Annotated in this window: 16 protein-coding genes and 1 other RNA gene; 8 read left to right on the top strand and 9 right to left on the bottom strand. The window is 70.3% G+C overall.

What is annotated here, in order from left to right; all coding sequences use genetic code 11:
- Window position 1: 1 nt before the first annotated feature.
- From HD596_RS58285 to HD596_RS58255, 6 genes are all read right to left on the bottom strand, one after another.
- On the bottom strand, window positions 2–958 hold the full coding sequence (locus tag HD596_RS58285; RefSeq protein WP_185077889.1) for a helix-turn-helix transcriptional regulator: 957 nt from the start codon (window positions 956–958) through the stop codon (window positions 2–4).
- Between the two features lie 18 nt (window positions 959–976).
- A complete protein-coding gene (locus tag HD596_RS66230; protein WP_246555520.1) occupies window positions 977–2,776 on the bottom strand; it encodes an alcohol dehydrogenase catalytic domain-containing protein in 1,800 nt (599 codons plus the stop codon).
- A gap of 65 nt (window positions 2,777–2,841) precedes the next feature.
- Window positions 2,842–4,272: an Nramp family divalent metal transporter gene (locus HD596_RS58270; protein WP_185077888.1), complete on the bottom strand. Its 1,431-nt coding sequence runs from the start codon at window positions 4,270–4,272 to the stop codon at window positions 2,842–2,844.
- Between the two features lie 66 nt (window positions 4,273–4,338).
- Window positions 4,339–5,088, bottom strand: coding sequence for a GNAT family N-acetyltransferase (locus HD596_RS58265; RefSeq protein WP_185077887.1), 750 nt, complete (start codon window positions 5,086–5,088; stop codon window positions 4,339–4,341).
- A 30-nt stretch (window positions 5,089–5,118) separates the two neighbouring features.
- Window positions 5,119–5,292 carry a pentapeptide repeat-containing protein gene (locus HD596_RS66095; protein ID WP_185079417.1) on the bottom strand — a complete coding sequence of 58 codons (174 nt, stop codon included), beginning with the start codon at window positions 5,290–5,292 and terminating at the stop codon, window positions 5,119–5,121.
- Window positions 5,293–5,346: 54 nt separating this feature from the next.
- Window positions 5,347–6,792, bottom strand: a complete 1,446-nt coding sequence (locus HD596_RS58255; RefSeq protein WP_185077886.1) for a flavin-containing monooxygenase — start codon at window positions 6,790–6,792, stop codon at window positions 5,347–5,349.
- 94 nt (window positions 6,793–6,886) lie between these two features.
- On the opposite strand from HD596_RS58255, the gene HD596_RS58250 reads away from it, so the two are divergent.
- The 4 genes from HD596_RS58250 to rnpB all read left to right on the top strand — a co-directional run bounded on the left by HD596_RS58250 (window position 6,887) and on the right by rnpB (window position 10,140).
- The gene (locus HD596_RS58250) at window positions 6,887–7,687 is read left to right on the top strand and encodes a Nif3-like dinuclear metal center hexameric protein (RefSeq protein ID WP_185077885.1); all 801 of its coding nucleotides are present in this window, start codon (window positions 6,887–6,889) and stop codon (window positions 7,685–7,687) included.
- Between the two features lie 2 nt (window positions 7,688–7,689).
- Window positions 7,690–8,430: a zinc ribbon domain-containing protein gene (locus HD596_RS58245; RefSeq protein WP_185077884.1), complete on the top strand. Its 741-nt coding sequence runs from the start codon at window positions 7,690–7,692 to the stop codon at window positions 8,428–8,430.
- Window positions 8,427–9,716, top strand: coding sequence for a bifunctional RNase H/acid phosphatase (locus HD596_RS58240; protein WP_185077883.1), 1,290 nt, complete (start codon window positions 8,427–8,429; stop codon window positions 9,714–9,716). Before HD596_RS58245 ends, HD596_RS58240 begins: the two co-directional genes overlap by 4 nt.
- Before the next feature lie 36 nt (window positions 9,717–9,752).
- Window positions 9,753–10,140, top strand: an RNA gene (rnpB, locus tag HD596_RS58235) — RNase P RNA component class A.
- Window positions 10,141–10,235: 95 nt separating this feature from the next.
- Here rnpB and HD596_RS58230 read toward each other — a convergent pair.
- Window positions 10,236–11,006 carry a hypothetical protein gene (locus tag HD596_RS58230; RefSeq protein WP_185077882.1) on the bottom strand — a complete coding sequence of 257 codons (771 nt, stop codon included), beginning with the start codon at window positions 11,004–11,006 and terminating at the stop codon, window positions 10,236–10,238.
- 659 nt (window positions 11,007–11,665) lie between these two features.
- On the opposite strand from HD596_RS58230, the gene HD596_RS58225 reads away from it, so the two are divergent.
- The 3 genes from HD596_RS58225 (at window position 11,666) to HD596_RS58215 (ending at window position 14,637) form a co-directional block, all read left to right on the top strand.
- Entirely contained in the window at window positions 11,666–12,388 is a 723-nt protein-coding gene (locus HD596_RS58225) for a VOC family protein (protein WP_185077881.1), read from the top strand.
- A 126-nt stretch (window positions 12,389–12,514) separates the two neighbouring features.
- Window positions 12,515–13,714, top strand: coding sequence for an NAD(P)/FAD-dependent oxidoreductase (locus tag HD596_RS58220; protein ID WP_185077880.1), 1,200 nt, complete (start codon window positions 12,515–12,517; stop codon window positions 13,712–13,714).
- Window positions 13,711–14,637: an RNA polymerase sigma-70 factor gene (locus tag HD596_RS58215; RefSeq protein WP_185077879.1), complete on the top strand. Its 927-nt coding sequence runs from the start codon at window positions 13,711–13,713 to the stop codon at window positions 14,635–14,637. The genes HD596_RS58220 and HD596_RS58215 overlap by 4 nt, the downstream gene beginning before the upstream one ends.
- Here HD596_RS58215 and HD596_RS58210 read toward each other — a convergent pair.
- A complete protein-coding gene (locus HD596_RS58210; protein ID WP_185077878.1) occupies window positions 14,627–15,496 on the bottom strand; it encodes an alpha/beta fold hydrolase in 870 nt (289 codons plus the stop codon). The two genes, HD596_RS58215 and HD596_RS58210, sit on opposite strands and share 11 nt — an antisense overlap.
- Window positions 15,497–15,536: 40 nt before the next feature.
- A complete protein-coding gene (locus HD596_RS58205) occupies window positions 15,537–16,127 on the bottom strand; it encodes a GNAT family N-acetyltransferase (RefSeq protein ID WP_185077877.1) in 591 nt (196 codons plus the stop codon).
- Window positions 16,128–16,235: 108 nt separating this feature from the next.
- Between HD596_RS58205 and HD596_RS58200 the strand changes: the two genes are divergently transcribed.
- Window positions 16,236–17,180 (top strand): TetR/AcrR family transcriptional regulator C-terminal domain-containing protein, encoded by a 945-nt coding sequence (locus tag HD596_RS58200; RefSeq protein WP_185077876.1) that lies wholly within the window; start codon window positions 16,236–16,238, stop codon window positions 17,178–17,180.
- The last annotated feature ends 82 nt before the right edge of the window (window positions 17,181–17,262 follow it).

Below are 17,262 nucleotides of genomic sequence, written 5' to 3'. Positions count from 1 at the left end.
CCTACCGTTCGCTGACCGCCCGCCGGTAGCGCTCGGAGAGCCTCAGCACGGCCTCGGCCAGCTCGGGCGGGTCGAGCACCTCGAAGTCCACGCCCAGGAACCCGATCCACACGGCCATGCTGTCCGGGTCGTCGCCGCCCAGCCTGACCAGGCTGGTGGCCTCGTCCACCGGCTCCACCTCCAGCCCGAGCGGCAGGTGGGCCAGCCGGTCGGCCGGGGCGTGCGCCAGCACCGTGGCCCGGTGGCGCCACGTCGCCGTGTTGACGCCCTTCTCCACGTACGCCGCCACGTCGCCGCCCTCCGGCAGCTCGCGCGGGGTGAACCTGGGCCCGGCCGGAGTGCGCGGGCGCACCCGGTCCACCCGGAACGTGCGCCAGCCCTGCCGCTCGACGTCGTACCCCAGGAGGTACCAGCGGCCGCGCCGGTGGACCAGGCGGTGCGGCTCCACGTTCCGCACGGCCGTCGCGCCGTCGTGGCCGGTGTAGTCGAAGCGCAGCCGCTCGTGGTCGCGGGCCGCGTTCGCGATCGTGGTCAGCACCTCGGGGGGTACGGCCGGGGTGTCGCCCGGGATCTGCACGGTGTAGGTGTTGAGGGCGTTCACCCGGCGGCGCAGCCGGGACGGGAGGACCTGCTCCAGCTTGGCCAGGGCGCGCACGGAGGTCTCCTCGATGCCCTCGACGCCGCCCCCGGCCGCCCGGCCGAGCCCGACCGCCACCGCGACGGCCTCCTCGTCGTCGAGCAGCAGCGGCGGCAGCGCGGCCCCGGCCCCCAGCCGGTAGCCGCCCGCGACCCCGGGCGTGGCGTGCACGGGATAGCCGAGCGTGCGCAGGCGCTCGACGTCGTTGCGGATCGTCCTGGTGGAGACCCCGAGCCGGGACGACAGCTCGGGGCCGGTCCAGTCCCGGCGCGCTTGGAGGAGGGACAGGAGCTTCAGCAGGCGGGCCGAGGTTTCCAGCATGGAGACCAGTGTGCCGTGCTATCGCGGCAAGGTCCCTTCCGTGTTCACCACGATCTTGCCCAGGAAGTGGCCGTCCTCGCTGCGCCGGTGCGCGTCGGCGATCCGCTCCAGGGGGAACGACTCCGCGACGGGGATCCGTACGTTCCGGTGGTCCACCGGTCCTTTCACGCCACCGGAGGTGAAGCGCACGCCGAGCCTGGCCGCGCCGGCCCGGTCGGCGATGCTGATCACGTTGGCGGGGTCGCCGGCCAGCTTCACCGACAGCTCCAGCTCGCCTCTCCCCGAGGCGTCCAGCACCCGGTCGACGGGGCCGGGAAGGCGCTCCTCCAGGCCCTCGCCGTACGTGACCGGGTGGACGCCGAGGCCGCGCAGGAAGGTGTGATGGCGCTCGCCGGCCGTGCCGACGACCCGGGCGCCCGCGGCGAGGGCGAGCTGCGCGGCGGCCAGCCCGACGCCGCCCGCGACCGCGTGGATCAGCAGCGTCTGGCCCTCCTCCAGGCCCAGCGCGGCCAGCGCCCGCCGGGCCGTCTCGACGGCGACGGGCAGCGCGGCGGCCTCCTCGTACGTCAGATCGTCCGGCTTGGCCGTCAGCAGGCTCGCCTCCGCGATCGCGTGCGTGGCGGCGGCCCCTCCCTTGACCTGCCCGAACACCGGATCCCCGAGCCGCCACTCGCTCACCCCGGGGCCGAGGGCGTCGATCGTCCCGGCCAGTTCGAGCCCGGTGCCCTGAGGCTCGCCGAGGGGCGCGCCCATGAGGCCGCTGCGGATCTTCCAGTCGATGGGGTTGACCCCGGCCGCCCTGACCGCGACCCGCACCTGTCCCGGGCCGGGCTGGGGGAGCGGGATCTCCTCCAGAGCCAGCACCTCCGGGCCGCCGTGGGCGTGGTAGCGGGCGGCCTGGGCGGTGACCAGCAGGACCGCCTTGCCGACCAGCTCGCGGCTTTCCAGGGCGGCGTGGGCCTCGTGCGCCCGTTCCAGCGGCACGGCCAGTCCCACGACGGTCGTGAGGGTGTCGTGCTCCAGGGCCTGCCGGGCCAGCCGCCGGAACTCGTCCGGGGCGAACTGGACCTGCTCCATGCCCACCACCCGCGCGCCCCCGGGCTCGATCCGGGCGGTCGAGCCGCTGGGCACGCCGTAGGCGAAGAACGTGCCGCCGGGCTCGACCAGCTCGTACGCGGCGCCGCCGACCTCCCCGCCGACCCCGTCGAACACCACGTCGAAGGGCCCGCCGAGCTCGTCGTAGCCGACGGCCCGCGCCGCGCCCATGTCCAGGGCCGCGGCCCGCTTCGCCGCGCCACGGGCGGCGGCCGTCACCTGGGCCCCCGCCGCGCTCGCCAGCCGCACGATCGGCAGCCCCAGCGCCCCGCCGGCCCCCGTGACCAGCACCCGCGTCCCGGGCTTCAGCTCGGCCGCCTCCACCAGGCTCAGGGCCGCGGGTCCGACCTGGATCAGCGCGGCCGCCCGCCACAGGGGCACCTCGTCCGGCACCGCGACGACCGTCTCGACGTCGGCCACGACCCGCTCGGCGTACGCGCCGCCGCCCGGCAGGAACGCGGCCACGCGCCGCCCCACCCATGCCTCGTCCACCCCGTCGCCTGCCGACAGCACCCGCCCGGCCACGCCGGTGCCGGGCACGAACGGTGGCTCGCCGGGAAACCACTCCTGCCCCCACCCGGTCCGCAACTGCGCGTCCAGCGACATCACGTCCACCGCCGACACGCCGATGAGCACCTGCCCCGGGCCGGCCTCCGGCTCCGGCGCCTGCCGGACCTCCAGCACCTCGGGACCGCCGAACCTCGTCACCTCTATCACGTTCATGCGGCCGAGTCTGTAACCTCAAGTGAGGTTGAGGTCAACTTCCGGGGCAGGTCGCTCCCCTGCGATCAGCCGAACAGCTTCTGCGCCTGCTGGATGACGACCAGCACGGTCAGCGTGCCGAAGAACGCCACCGACCAGATCAGCGCGCCGAGCCGGTACGAGCGCACCTTGATGGGCTCGGGCAGCGACCGCCGGTTGAGGATGATCAGCAGGATCGAGTACACGAACATCATCACGGCCGCGAAGCACGCCGAGAACACCAGCAGGATGAGCGGCTGGTCGAAGCCCGCCAGCAGGACCGCGATCCCGATCAGCGCCATCGCCCAGACGGTGTAGAAGTAGACGCGGTTCACCGAGACGGGCTTGTCACGCAGGTAGACCGTCTTGATCGTGTCGGAGGCCAGCCGCGAGGTGTAGTCGACGATGCCCATGGCGGAGGCGAACAGCGCCAGCGCCCCGATCACCCAGAACAGCACGCCGAACCACGGCCCGACGACCTCCTGCAGCACCTGGCCCTCGACCTGCAGGAACTGGATGCTGTTGGCCAGCCCCTCCCGGCCGAACACGGTGGAGTAGGCCAGCATCGACATGAACGCGATCGTCACGAACGACACCATGGCGAACGTCCAGGCCTGCTCGATGTTCGCGAAGCGCCACCACTGCCGCCAGCGCGCCAGGTTCTCCTTGGTGGGCGCGAACTGGAAGCCGGTCGAGGCGGCCGCCTCCTCCTGGCCGGTCACCGGGCTGACCAGGCGCGGCACGTACTGGCCCATGCCGAAGCCCTTGTCGCGGATCCAGTTGCTCTGGCAGAGGTTCTGGCCGCCGCCCGCGCCGGCGTAGGCGATGGCGCCCATCAGCACCGAGAACTCCAGCGGCGGCACCGGGAACCCGGCGCCCACGGTCAGGCCCTTGCCGAGCTGGACCCAGCTGTCCGCGTTGATCGCGAACAGGACGGCGACCAGGATCAGCGTGGCCACCAGGATGATCTTCACGAAGATGACCCGTTCGAGCGCGGTGTAGATCACCGGCGCCAGCGTCAGGCCCAGCGCGATGACGACGAGCATGCCGATGGCGATCCACCGCACGCTGCCCGCGCCCGACCCGGTCAGGTACGTCACCATCGTCGCGGACGTGGTGACCCAGCCGGGCCACAGGTTCGAGCAGAGCGTCATCACCACGAAGACCAGGCCCCAGTGTTTCCACATCCGGCTGAAGCCGGTGAGCGCGGTCTCGCCGGTGGCCAGAGTGTAACGCTCGATCTCCATGTTCAGGAACCACTGCGTGATGATGCCGATCGCGGCTCCCCAGACGAAGATGAGCCCGACTTGGGAGGCGATGTACGGCCAGAGAATGAATTCGCCCGACGCCAGCCCCACACCCGCGCCGACCAGCCCCGGGCCGATGATGCGCCAGGTCGATCGGGGTGGGTCGGGCAGGTCGCGGACGGTGACGGACGGTAGGACTCGCGCAGGAACGGTCGGGGTGAACTCCGCCATGCGAATCTCCTTGCTAAGCGTTGCCTAGCCGCCACATTACAGAGACCGGAAACTCTGGTGGAATACCTAGTTAACCTGCGAGATCACGTATTCTCCGCGTTCGGTGAAACCCACGACCCGCCAGCCTGCCTTGATGAGCCGGCCAAGCGTGTCACGCACGGCCAGCCGCCACGCCGCGGCCGCCGCCGGATCCTCGCGCCGCAGCCGCTCGACGTCCGCCGGCGTCCCCACGAGCACCGTGCCGCCCCGCGCCTCCTTGGTCACGGGCCGGCCGCCCTCGTCCGACAGGAGCGTTTCGGCGGCGGGTGGTTCGCCGGGTTCCGCCGTTTCGGTCAGGCGCCACACGGCCAGCAGCCGGTCCGACGCGTCCCCCTCGTTGATCGCGTCGGCCATCTTCCCGTAGAAGTTCTCCAGGTACTCCTCCGGCATGGCGCCCAGCTTGACCAGGTTGAACCGCGCGTTCCTGCGTACGAGGGGGTCGAACGTCCAGGTGATCCGGTCCAGCCCCTGCTTCAGGCACCACTCGCGCTGGTGCGACTTGAGCGCGCGGCCGATGCCCCTGCCGATGACGGCGCCGGTCACGTGCGAGTGCAGCGTCCGGCCCGCGGCCCTGAACCCGACCGAGGCGCCCACGAGCGTGCCGTCCTCGTCGTACGCGCCCGCCACGTAGTTGCCCGTGTGCGCGAAGCCGATCATCAGCTCGATCGTCACGGGCGGGTTGTGCGGCGCCGGGTGCCAGATGTCGTCGAAGAGCCGGTAGACCTCCTTGAACTCGTCGATCTCCCGCAACTCCCTGATCTTCACACCACCGTTCACCTCTCCATTTACGCACGCCCACGCACCGGCTCACGCCCCCGCGCCCCGGCTTACGCGCGCCCCGCTTACGCGCGCCCCGCTTACGCGCGCCCCGCTTACGCGCGCCCCGCTTACGCGCGCCCCGCTTACGCGCGCCCCGCTTACGCGCGCCCCGCTTACGCGCGCCCCGCTTACGCGCGCCCGCGCACCGGCGCCGGCGCGGATGTCCTCGTGCTGGACGTCAGGCGTCCGCCGGGGTCCGGGCGAGCGCCGTGGTGGTTACGGCGTCCGCGGGCCGACGGGGCGGTAGGCGGGGGCCGGGGGTCTGGCGGTGAGCCGGCGGTACAGGGTGGTGGGGCCCGGCCAGTTGTTCGTCACGCGGCCCTCGGCCGTCTTGTACCAGCTCCGGCAGCCGCCGCCCCACACCATCCGCGCCATCGCCGCGTCGAGCCGCCCGCGCCAGGCCGCCATCACCTCGGGCCGCACCTCGATGGGCCCGTTGGCGGACAGGTACGGCAGGCAGGACATGATGTGCTCCACCTGGCACTCGATCATGAAGACGATGGAGTTGTGGCCCAGGTTGGTGTTGGGGCCGTACAGGAGGAAGAGGTTGGGGAAGTTCGGCACGGAGATGCCCAGGTACGCCTCGGGGCCGCCCTTCCACTGCTCCTCCAGCGTGTGGCCGTCGCGCCCGGTGATCTCCATGGGGGCCAGGAACTCGGTGGTCCGGAAGCCGGTGGCGTAGACGATCGTGTCCACCTCGTGCGGGCCCTCGGCGGTCTCGACGGCCGTGGGCGTGATCCGTACGATCCTGTCGGTCACCACGTCGACGTTGGGCCTGGTCAGCGCCGGATAGAAGGCGCTGTCGATGACGACCCGCTTGCAGCCCGGCGGGTAACCGGGGGTGAGCTTGGCCCGCAGCGCCGGGTCGGGCACCTGGTCGTGCAGGTGCCGCAGGGCGCGTTTCCTGAGCAGGTCCGCGCTCCAGCCCTGGGCGAGCGCGGGGTAGAGGGTGGCCTCGGCGTACCGGTAGATCCACTCGCGGTAGGCGCGCTGGAGGCCGGGGACGAAGCGGAAGCCGAGCCTGGCCAGCGGTCCGAAGGTGGTGTCCGGCTTGGGGATGACCCAGTTCGGGGTGCGCTGGAAGACGTACAGGCGCTCGGCCTGCTCCGCGACGCGCGGGATGAGCTGGGCCGCCGACGACCCGTTCCCGATCACCGCGACGCGGCGGCCGGTGAGGTCGTGGGCGTGGTTCCAGCGGGCGGAGTGGAAGGAGACGCCCCCGAAGTCCGGCATTCCCGGAATGTCGGGTAGGTGGGGGCGGTTGAGCTGGCCCGTGCCGGTGACGATCACGTCGAACGGCTCGGTGCGGTCGCCGCTCGTCACCTGCCACCTGGTGCCGTCGAAGTCGGCGCGCCGGACTTCGGCGCCGAACCGGATTTTTCGCCTGACGTCGTATTTATCGGCGCAATGTTCAAGATATGCAAGAATTTCGGGCTGTTCTAGGTAACGGCGGGTCCAGCTCGCGTACCTCTCGAATGAGTACGAGTAAAGATGCGAGGGAATGTCGCACCCTGCCCCGGGATAGCTGTTGTCGCGCCAGGTACCCCCGAGGCCGTTAGCCCTCTCGAAGACCACGTACGAGCGGATCCCGGCCCGTTCGAGCTGGATGGCCATGCACAGTCCGCCGAACCCCGCTCCGACGATCGCGACGCTTGGTGACATGCCGCCCTCCGCAGGTCAGGATTCACTTACACTACGCCGGACGCCGTTCCACCGACACCCTCCTCCGTGCCGATAGTCTGCGCAGGTGGCTGCTGTGTCGTTGAGGAATGTGATCGAGGTGCTCGAGGCGGCCTACCCGCCCGCCCGGGCCGAGTCGTGGGACGCCGTGGGGCTGGTCTGCGGGGATCCGGCCCAGGAGGTGCGCCGGGTGCTGTTCGCGGTCGACCCGGTGGCGGCCGTGGCCGAGGAGGCCCTGGAGTGGCGGGCCGACCTGATCGTCACCCACCACCCGCTCTACTTGCGCGGCACCACCAGCGTGGCCGCGACCACGCCGAAGGGCCGCCTGATCCACACCCTGATAAAGAACGACATATCCCTTTACACCGCCCACACGAATGCCGACGTGGCCAACCCCGGCGTGTCCGACGCCCTTGCCAGGGCCGTGGGCCTGGTGGGCGACCTCGTGCCGCTCCAGCCGTTCCCGGACGACCCGTGGCGGGGTCTGGGCCGCATCGGCGAGCTGCCCTCGGCGATGACGCTGGGCGACTTCGCGGCGCAGGTCTCCAAGGGCCTGCCCCGTACGTCGTGGGGCATCCGCGTGGCAGGCGATCCCGACCGGCCCGTCACCCGCGTCGCGGTCAGCGGCGGCGCCGGCGACTCCCTGCTCGGCACGGCCAAGGCGGCCGAGGTCGATGTGTTCCTGACGGCGGATCTGCGGCATCATCCGGCGAGCGAGTTCGTGGAGTCGGGCGGGCCCGCGCTCATCGACGCCGCGCACTGGGCGACCGAGTGGCCCTGGCTCGACAGCGCGGCGTCCATCCTGCACTCCAGTGGCGTTACCGTTGAAACGCGCGTCTCCGCCACGGTCACCGATGCTTGGACAAAAGGATATTGATCATGAAAGCAGCCCCTGAGGCCCAGAAGAGACTGCTCGACCTGGCAGAGCTCGACTCCGTGATTGATCGGCTGGCCCATCGCCGCCGCACCCTTCCCGAGCTGGCCGAGATCGACGAGCGGTCGAAGTTGTTCGCCAAGATCGCCACGCAGGTGATCGAGGCCGAGACCGAGGCGGGCGACCTGGCCCGCGAGCAGGCCAAGGCGGAGAGCGACGTCGACGCCGTACGCACGCGTGCCGACCGTGACCAGAAGCGCCTCGACTCCGGCGCCGTGACCTCGCCGCGCGACCTTTCCAGCCTGCAGTCCGAGATCGCCTCGCTGCACAAGCGCCAGGGTGACCTGGAGGAGATCGTGCTGGAGATCATGGAGCGCAGGGAGGCCGCCGACACCAAGGTCACCGACCTGATCAGGCAGCGCGACGAGCTCGCCGCCGCCCTGTCCACCGCCGAGGCCCGCCGCGACGAGGGGCTCCAGGAGATCGACAAGGAGGCTTCGGAGGTCCAGGGCCGCCGCGCCGGCGTCTCCGGCGAGATCCCCGCCGACCTGCTGGCGCTCTACGAGAAGCTCAAGGCCCAGTACGGCGTGGGCGCCGCGATGCTGCGGGGCGGCCGGTGCCAGGGGTGTAAGGTGGCCCTGTCCATCGCCGAGATGAACCGCATCAAGGCCGCGCCCCACGACGAGGTCCTCCGTTGTGAGGAGTGCCGGCGCATCCTCGTACGTACGGCAGAGTCAGGCCTGTGACCTCCTACGTCATCGAGGCGGACGGCGGCTCGCGCGGCAACCCGGGCCCCGCCGGCTACGGCGCGGTGGTCATGGACGCCTCCGACGGCCAGGTGCTGGCGGAGGCGGCCGAGGCCATCGGCGTCACGACCAACAACGTCGCCGAATACCGCGGCCTGATCGCCGGCCTGCAGGCCGTGCTGCGGCTGGGCGGCGAGGGCGCGCCGGTGGCCGTACGGATGGACTCGAAGCTGGTCATCGAGCAGATGGCGGGCCGCTGGAAGATCAAGAACGAGGGGCTGCGGCCGCTCGCGACGGAAGCCGGAGCCCTGGTCAGGCGGCTGCGGGTGACGGAGTGGACCTGGATCCCCCGCGAGCGCAACAAGCACGCCGACCGCCTGGCCAACGAGGCCATGGACGCGGCCGCCAAGGGCCTGACCTGGAAGGCCGGCGGCACCACCCAACCAGCGCCGCACGAAGAGCCGCCGGCCGCAGCGGGACAGCCCCCTTCGCCCCGCACCCCTGCGCCCACCACGCCGCCCCCGATCGCCCAGCAGACAGACCTCCTCGACATAGGCGCCATCGGCACCATCTCCGAAATATCCGCCCCAACCGCCTCCACCGCCGCGGCCCAGCAACGCACGGCCAAGGCGCCCGCCAAGGGCACCGGCTGGGCCCCGCCCACCCGCGTGGCCACGTCCTTGCTCCTGCTCAGGCACGGCGAGACCGCCCTGTCCGTGGAGCGCAGGTTCTCGGGCAGGGGCGACGCCGAGCTCACACCCAACGGCCTGGCCCAGGCCGCGGCGGCCGCCGAACGGCTGTCGCGCGAGCCGTACCGGCTGGATGTGATCGTCAGCTCACCCCTCAAGCGCGCCAGGCAGACCGCGGAGGCGGTCGCCGGACGGACGGGGCTCGACGTCGAGGTGGACGAGGACCTCAGGGAGCTCGATTTCGGCGACTGGGAGGGCCACACGTTCACGGAGGTCCAGCGCCGCTGGCCCGCCGAGCTCTCCGCCTGGCTCGCCGACCCGGAGACCGCGCCGCCGGGCGGCGAGAGCTTCGCCACGGTGGCCCGCCGCGTCCAGGCGGCGGGGGAGCGGCTGGTGGAGCGCTACGAGGGCAAGACCGTCCTCACGGTCTCCCACGTCACGCCCATCAAGATGCTGCTGCGCCTGGCCCTGCTGGCCCCTCTGGAGTCCCTCTACCGCATGCACCTCGACGTGGCCTGCCTGTCGCTGATCGAGTACTACGCGGACGGCCCGGCCGTGGTGAAGTCGTTCAACGACACCTCACACCTGCGCCGCTGACCGGGAACCTCGCAGAGCTTGGTAAAGTGCTGCAGACGAGTCGGCCGGGCGACCGCGTCGGGCCATCAGGCCCGCCGAGGAAGGTCCGGGCTCCACAGGGCAGGGTGGTCGGTAACACCGACCCGGGGTGACCCGCGGGACAGTGCCACAGAAAGCAGACCGCCTCCCAGTTGACGGGAGGTAAGGGTGAAAGGGTGGTGTAAGAGACCACCAGCGCCCACGGTGACGTGGGCGGCTAGGTAAACCCCACCCGGAGCAAGGTCAAGAAGGGACGCTCTCCGGAGCGTTCCGCGCGCGACGTTCGAGGGCTGCCCGCCCGAGCCGCGCGGGTAGACCGCTCGAGGCCGCCGGCAACGGCGGCCCTAGATGGATGGTCGCCCCTTCTCACGAAGGACAGAACCCGGCCTACAGGCCGACTCGTCACCCCTTCCCTCTGACCTGGGAGGGAGCGGGGTTGTGTCACCGGAGGCCAAAGAGCAGGACGTCGCCTGCCGAGCGTATGCTCCAGCGCCCTGGGCTTCAGGGGTTCATGACCTCGTAGCTGATTTCGCCGTTCAAGTGAACCACGCGCATGTACGTGTCTTCCCGGATGCCTTCCGCAACCTGCTTCATGAGTTCGGCAGCATCGCCACCCGTCCAACAAATGTGCGTCTCTGTCGCTTGCCCTTTCAGATAAGCGACACCTGCCTGACCCTCGCAGATCGAATAGCTCGCGTCTCGCCAGCTCGCACCCATCGAACACAGAACAGTGCTTTGATCCTCATCCGGGCATGCAGTCATCGCCTGACGCCATTGACCGTCACATGTGTCCGCCCTGTGGAAAACGCCTTCATTGATGTCGCGGAGACAATAGATCCGCATCCGCTGGCCGAAAGCGCATTCATCGGCGGATAGTTCTACGTCTGTGCAGGTGAGGAACTTGTCCAGGAGGTCTGCACATCCGACCTTGAGCTTGCGGCAGACGCTCAGAACCTCAAGATATGTGGCACAGAACGGGGCACTCCCTCTAGGATCACCGCGACATTCATAATAGGGATGCCGTAAGTCTCCACAGTCGACGAAGGGGTCACCATACGCTCCGGGGCACCGCAGGTACTCTCGTTCGCCAGCCGCACAGACATCGTCAGAGCGGGGAGGAGTTCCGGTACGGCAGGACAGATAGGAGTCGGCCGAAGCGTCGCACATCCTAGAAGTAACACCGTTCGACAGCGCGCCCTCTTTGCATTCAAACCAGGCGATCAAAGTGCGATGGCACAGAATGTTCGCATTCTTGACTTGGTGCTGCTCCATACATGCGTCGAATCTATGAGCTGCCTTGTATTTGGAATCTGTCTTGCGGCAGTCCAGCCCCCTGGGGCCGTCGCCGGTAGGGCATGCCTCATCAGCTGCGACCTTCTCGTTCGTTCCCGTCCCGTACCAGGCCGGCTCTGGAGATGGAACCTTCGATACGGCAACCGCAGGAGCACAGGCAGTGAGCATGACCATGATGAAGAAAACGGCTAGCCCGTTCCGGGAGCCACGCCTCGCTAACCTCATCAGTTCCTCTTCCGGCAGCTTGCTACGTGCGGGAACCCAGCAAACCACTCCAGGTCGAGCAACGAGCATGAGAACGTCAACTCCGGCGCCATCCTCGCCGTCGTCCGGCCACACTTGCAGGCAGGCCAGGTCACCGCGCTCGACCGCATGATGTGCCCAGAAGACTCCACCGCGGTCCTGGCATCGGGCACATGCCGGGGTGGAGCCGCGCCTGCTCGCAGGGCACTTTCAGGACCCGGCGCACACACCGACTCGCTACTTCCTTCTCCGGCTGGCTGCCCCTCCGTGGTGGAACGACGGGCGCGGGAAAAATGCGTGGCGGGGGCCGAGTGCCTGACGTTATTTTCTCCATGGGTACGGCAGGCGTGCCCTTTCTGCGGCTGCGAATCAGCAGATCGGAGGTGCGGAGCGGAATGGCTTGTCGTCTCCACGCGCTCTGCTTCGACGCACACGACCCGCTCCGCCTGGCGCGCTTCTGGGCCGGTGTCCTGGACTGGGAGCTGGCCGACGACCCCCGGGACGGCATCGCGCTCCTGCCGAGCGATGACACCGGGTTCCGGATCCGCTTCCTTCCGTCCCAGGCGCCGAAGATCGGCCAGAACCAGATGCACTTCGACCTGACGAGCAAGTCCCTCGAGGGCCAGCAGGAGACGGTGGCGAGGGCGCTCGAGCTCGGCGCCCGGCACCTCGACATCGGTCAAGGTCCGGAGGAGGAGCATGTCGTGCTCGCGGACCCCGAAGGCAACGAGTTCTGCGTGATCGAGCCGGGCAACAACTTCCTGGCCGAATGCGGATTCGTCGGAGCGCTCGCGTGCGACGGCTCGCAGGAGGTCGGCTACTTCTGGAGCAAGGCGCTGGGCTGGCCGCTGGTCTGGGATCAGGACCAGGAGACCGCGATCCGCTCGCCGCACGGCGGCCCGAAGATCACCTGGGGTGGTCCGCCGCTGGAGCCGAAGACCGGGAAGTACCGGCTGCATTTCGACCTCGCTCCACCCGCCGACGGCGATCAGCAGGCGGAGGTCGAGCGTCTCATCGCCCTCGGGGCGACGCGCGTCGACATCGGTCAGGGCGAGGTCGACTGGGTGGTCATGGCCGATCCCGATGGCCATGAGTTCTGCGTTCTGACCCCGCGATAGCGGGACCCGGGGAACGTCTCCGCGCGGCCGCTGACCGGGTGTGGCGCAGGTCACACCCGGCCCATGTCACGTATCGGCGAGCAGCTTGCATCACGTGGTCGTCAGCGCGAGGAGAAAGGCGCAAAGATGACCAAGAACCGTGAAACAGGCACGCATCGGGTTCTGATTCTGGGGGCGGGGTACGCGGGCATGGCCGCGGCGATCCAGCTCGCGGCTCGGGGCAGGCGGCGCGAGGACGTGCAGGTGACCCTGGTGAACGCGCAGGAGCGGTTCACCGAGCGGCTGCGGCTGCACATGTCGGCGACCGGGCAGCGGGTCGCCGAGCTGAGCATCCCGGAGCTGCTGGAGGGCACGGGTGCGCGGTTCGTGCGGGGCTGGGTGACGGCTGTGGACGCCGGCGCGAAGCTCGTACGGATCGACGACGACCGGGTGCTGCACTACGACACGCTGGTGTACGGGCTGGGCAGCGTGGCCGACACGGCGGCGGTGCCGGGCGTGGAGGATCACGCGTACACGCTCAACAGCGCGCAGGACGCCGAGCTGCTGGCCGATCGGCTGGCCCGGCTGGCTCGGCTGGGCCGGGGCACGGTCGTGGTCGGCGGCAGCGGGCTGACCGGCGTCGAGTCGGCCGCGGAGATCGCCGAACAGCACCCGGAGCTGGACGTCGTGCTGCTGGGCCGGCAGGAGCCCGGCGCGGCCATGAGCCCCAAGCCGAGGGCGTATCTGCAGGCCGCGCTCGCGCGCCTGGGCGTCCGGGTGCTCAGCGGGGTCGAGGTGGTGAAGGTGCTGCCGGACGCGGTGGAGCTGGCGGGCGGGGAGCTCGTCGCCGCCGACGCCGTGCTGTGGACGAGCGGTACGCGGGTGTCGCCGCTGGCGGCCGCGGCCGGTCTGACCGTCGACGAGCGCGGCCGGGTCGTCACCGACGCCACGCTGCGGTCGGTGTCACACCCGGACGTGTACGCCGTGGGCGACGCGGCCGCGATCCGGCAGGGCTACGGCGTCATGCACGGCACCTGCCAGGGCGGCATGCCGACCGGCGTGCACGCCGCGGTGTCGATCGTCCGCGCGCTGGACGGCAGGCGGCCCAAGCCGTTCCGCTTCGGCTACTACCACACGCCGGTGAGCCTGGGGCGGCACGATGCGGTCGTCCAGTTCACCCGCCCCGACGACAGCCCCCGCAGGGTCTATCTCACCGGCCGGATGGCGGCACGGTATAAGGAGACGGTGACCGCTTCCCCCTGGCCGACCTATGGCCGCATGAAGAAGATGCCCGCCTCGGGCGCGTTCTGGCCCCGCGGCGGCCGCTTCACCAGGGGTGTGCGGTGACGCAGCCGTACTCCGATCGCGACCAGCAGGTCTTCAACCAGCATCGCAACCTGCTGTTCTCCGTGGCCTACCGCATCCTCGGCACCGTGGCGGACGCCGAGGACGCGGTCCAGGACGCCTGGATCAGATGGTCGGCCGCCGACCGTTCGCAGGTGGCCGACCCCAAGGCCTATCTGGCGCGGATCGCGTCGAATCTGGCGCTGCAACGGCTGCGCTCCACGCAGCACCAGCGCGAGACCTACGTGGGGCCGTGGCTTCCGGAGCCCATCCTCACCTCCGGAGACACCGCCGACGACGTCACGAACGCCGAGTCGGTGTCGACGGCGATGCTGGTGGTGCTGGAGACCCTGAGCCCGCTCGAACGCGCGGTCTTCGTGCTGAAGGAGGTCTTCGGCTTCAGCCACGCCGAGATCGCGGAGGCGGTGGAGCGCTCCGAGACCGCGGTACGCCAGGCCGCGCACCGCGCTCGCGAGCACGTACGGGCCCGGCGGCCCCGGTTCACCGCGGACCGGTCGCGGCAGCGCGACGTCACCGAGCGCTTCCTCGCCGCCGCGACCGGAGGCGACCTCAACACCCTCATGGAACTGCTGTCCCCGGACGTCACCCTGTGGACCGACGGCGGCGGCAAGGTGCGCCAGGCGCTGCGCCCGGTCGTGGGCGCGCAGACGGTGGCCGCCTGGTTCGCCGCCATCGGCGAGGTCACCTACCAGGGCGTCGAGCCCGCCGACATGAACGCCGCACTGGTCGAGATCAACGGCGGCCCGGGCGTAGTGTTCAGCGGCCCGGGCCGGGTGATCGCCACCGTCACGTTCGATTTCGACGCCGACGGTCGCATCACGACCATCCACAACATCGCCAACCCGGACAAACTCCAGGCCATCGCGGACGGCACCACGCGCGACCTGCGCGGGGTCAGCGGCTGAGGAGCTCGCTGAAGATCTCCACCAGTTCGGGCCGGTCGAAGGGGCCGACGTGGGGCGCCGCGACGCTTCGCACGTCGGTCGGGTTGTCGGGCGTGAGGCGGTCGGCCTCCCTGATGAACCGGTCCTGCAGCGCCAGCGGGATCAACCGGTCGAGGGTGAAGCGTACGTAGGTCCGGGGGATGCGGCCCCACGTGTGCGCCTCGCCCCGGGCTTCTGCGATGGGGATGCCGGCGGTCTCGTCGGGTTCGAGCAGGTTGAGCAGCCGGCTCACCCCCTCGTCGGTGAAGTCGCCGGCCAGGGCCTCCTTGACGCCCTGGAACACCGCCGGGTCGGCCGAGCGCCAGTTGAGCCGGGTCACCCCGAGGACCGCGGGGTCGGCGACCAGCGCCTGGGTCACCTGGGAGAGCAGGCTGTCGCCGTTCTCGGGGGTGGAGAGGTAGGCGGTCAGGTTAGGCAGGTCCACGCAGCAGTACGCGGCGACGTAGACGACCCGGTCGAGCAGTTCGGGGATGGCGTTGCCGACCCTGCTCAGGGTGACGCCGCCCTGGCTGGCGCCGGCCAGGATCACGGGCCCGAGGCGGCGGGCGCGGCGGACCACGTCCACGACCCGCTCGACGTAGTCGTCGATGGTGATCTTGGCGAGCGGCGACGGCTCGGTGGCCAGCGCCTGGAGGTCCTGCGGGGCCTGGTACGCGCGAGGATAGAACGCCTCGTCGCCGTGTCCCGGGAGGTCGACCATCAGGGCGCGGTGCCCGCGCAGGGTGAGTTCGCGGATCAGCCCCGTGCCCAAGGCCGAGGAGGAGTTGGTCCCGTGGACGAACAGCAGGGTCGGCGCTCGCTCTGCTTCATGGTTGCTCATTGTCGTTCTCTTCCTTTGTTCGTTGGGTTTGTACGGATGGTCAGGGGCGCGGCCGGCGCCACATCGGCCACAGGAGGGGGCTGTCCGCCACGCGCACCGGTTCGCCGAGCTCCTCGAAGCCGTGCCGCAGGTAGAGGTCGCGGCTGCGGGGCGAACTCGCCTCCAGGTACGCGGCGAGCCCGTCGGCGTCGGCCCGCTCCAGCCGGTGGCGCAGCATCGCCGTACCGAGTCCGGCGCCCTGCCGCCCGCCGACCACTCCCATGCACGCGAGGTAGAGGTGCGGTTCGTGGTCGGGATGCCGTTGGGCCAGCGCCTCGCCGACGGCCTGCAGCCGCGCTCCGTTCTCGCCGAAGACCGCTTCCTGGTCCGCCTCCGGCGGCTCCTCGTGGGACGTCTGCGCCAGCCACACCGAGGCGCCTTCGTGACCGCCGATCAGGTACGCCTCGGCGCCGGGATGGGCGAGCAGGGAGCGGTAGAAGTGCGACTGGAGCCGGCCGCGTTCGCTCGCCTCGGGGAAGAGCCAGCAGGCGAGGGGATCGTTCATGAACGCCTCGGTGAGGACGTCCAGCACCGCCTGCTCGTCTGCTCCGTCCGCCTGCCGTACGGATGCGTACGGCGTATCAACTGTCATGCGTACAGAGTATTGAAGGGCCCGCCCCTACGGCGGTTTTAGCTGGATAAAGTGCACTAGTACTGGATAGAGTGAACTAGTGCACTTATCGATGGATCGGAGGCCCCCATGCAGCGGACGGATCCGCCCTATCAGCGGATCGTCGCGGAGATCCGTGCCCGGATCCTGAGCGGCGCCCTGCGGCCCGGCGATCGCATGCCGTCCATCCGGCAGATCGCCCAGCGGTGGGGCGTCGCGCTCGCCACCGCGACCAAGGTGATGGCGGCGCTGCGCGACGAGGGGCTGGTCGAGACGAAGGTCGGCTCCGGCGCGGTGGTCAGCTCACGTACGACCCACAAGCAGCCGGCCGTGCCGCCGAGACCGCGGCAGGCCGGCGTCCCCAAGCAGGCGCTCAACCGCGAACAGCTGCTCCGCACCGCCATCAAGATCGCCGATGTCGAGGGGCTCGACGCGGTGTCCATGCGGCGGCTCGCGGCCGAGCTCGGCGCCGGTCCGATGTCGCTGTACCGGCACGTGGAGAACAAGGACGAGCTGGTGACGCAGATGGTCGACGAGGTCTTCGGCGAACCGGAGCTCCCCGTGCCCGGTCCGGACGGCTGGCGGGCCAAGCTCGAACTGATCTCCCGCCGGCAATGGCAGCTGGTACGGCGGCACCTCTGGCTGCCCAGGGCCGTCTCGTTCACGCGCCCGCTGCTCGTGCCCAACATGATGGCCCACACCGAATGGACCCTGCGCGCGCTCGACGGGCTCGGCCTGCCCATGGAGACCTGCATTCGAGAGGCGCTCGCGCTGCACGGGCTGGTCATCACCGTCGCCCTGTCGATGGCGGACGAGATCGAGGCGGAGCAGGAGACCGGGGTGACCCTCGACCGGTGGTGGGTCGCGCAACGCCACCGCGCCGACGAACTCCTCGACAGCGGACGCTTTCCACTGCTGGCCACGATCGCCGAGGAGACGGTGTCGGACTTGGACGGGCTGTTCGAGTACAGCCTCGCGCGCCATCTCGACGGCTTCGCCGCCCTGGTCGAGGGCCAGGCCCGGACGCGGCCATGACCCCTGTCGGCGGGGGCCGGGTCGCTCGCCGGAACGGGTTCGGAGAGTGAGCAACGTCGAGGATCTTCCTCATGGGCGCTGA

It is taken from the genome of Nonomuraea jabiensis, assembly GCF_014204795.1.
Classification (GTDB): Bacteria; Actinomycetota; Actinomycetes; order Streptosporangiales; family Streptosporangiaceae; genus Nonomuraea; species Nonomuraea jabiensis.
This window is presented reverse-complemented; position numbering and strand designations above follow the sequence as displayed.

Excerpts from the sequence above, each read along its gene's own strand:
- HD596_RS58270 (WP_185077888.1), bottom strand. The coding sequence starts at position 4,272 with ATGGCGGAGTTCACCCCGACCGTTCCTGCGCGAGTCCTACCGTCCGTC.
- HD596_RS58230 (WP_185077882.1), bottom strand. The coding sequence starts at position 11,006 with ATGGAGCAGCACCAAGTCAAGAATGCGAACATTCTGTGCCATCGCACT.
- HD596_RS58220 (WP_185077880.1), top strand. The coding sequence starts at position 12,515 with ATGACCAAGAACCGTGAAACAGGCACGCATCGGGTTCTGATTCTGGGG.
- HD596_RS58255 (WP_185077886.1), bottom strand. The coding sequence starts at position 6,792 with ATGTCACCAAGCGTCGCGATCGTCGGAGCGGGGTTCGGCGGACTGTGC.
- HD596_RS58205 (WP_185077877.1), bottom strand. The coding sequence starts at position 16,127 with ATGACAGTTGATACGCCGTACGCATCCGTACGGCAGGCGGACGGAGCA.
- HD596_RS58210 (WP_185077878.1), bottom strand. The coding sequence starts at position 15,496 with ATGAGCAACCATGAAGCAGAGCGAGCGCCGACCCTGCTGTTCGTCCAC.
- HD596_RS58225 (WP_185077881.1), top strand. The coding sequence starts at position 11,666 with ATGGCTTGTCGTCTCCACGCGCTCTGCTTCGACGCACACGACCCGCTC.
- HD596_RS58245 (WP_185077884.1), top strand. The coding sequence starts at position 7,690 with ATGAAAGCAGCCCCTGAGGCCCAGAAGAGACTGCTCGACCTGGCAGAG.
- HD596_RS58200 (WP_185077876.1), top strand. The coding sequence starts at position 16,236 with ATGCAGCGGACGGATCCGCCCTATCAGCGGATCGTCGCGGAGATCCGT.
- HD596_RS58285 (WP_185077889.1), bottom strand. The coding sequence starts at position 958 with ATGCTGGAAACCTCGGCCCGCCTGCTGAAGCTCCTGTCCCTCCTCCAA.
- HD596_RS66230 (WP_246555520.1), bottom strand. The coding sequence starts at position 2,776 with ATGAACGTGATAGAGGTGACGAGGTTCGGCGGTCCCGAGGTGCTGGAG.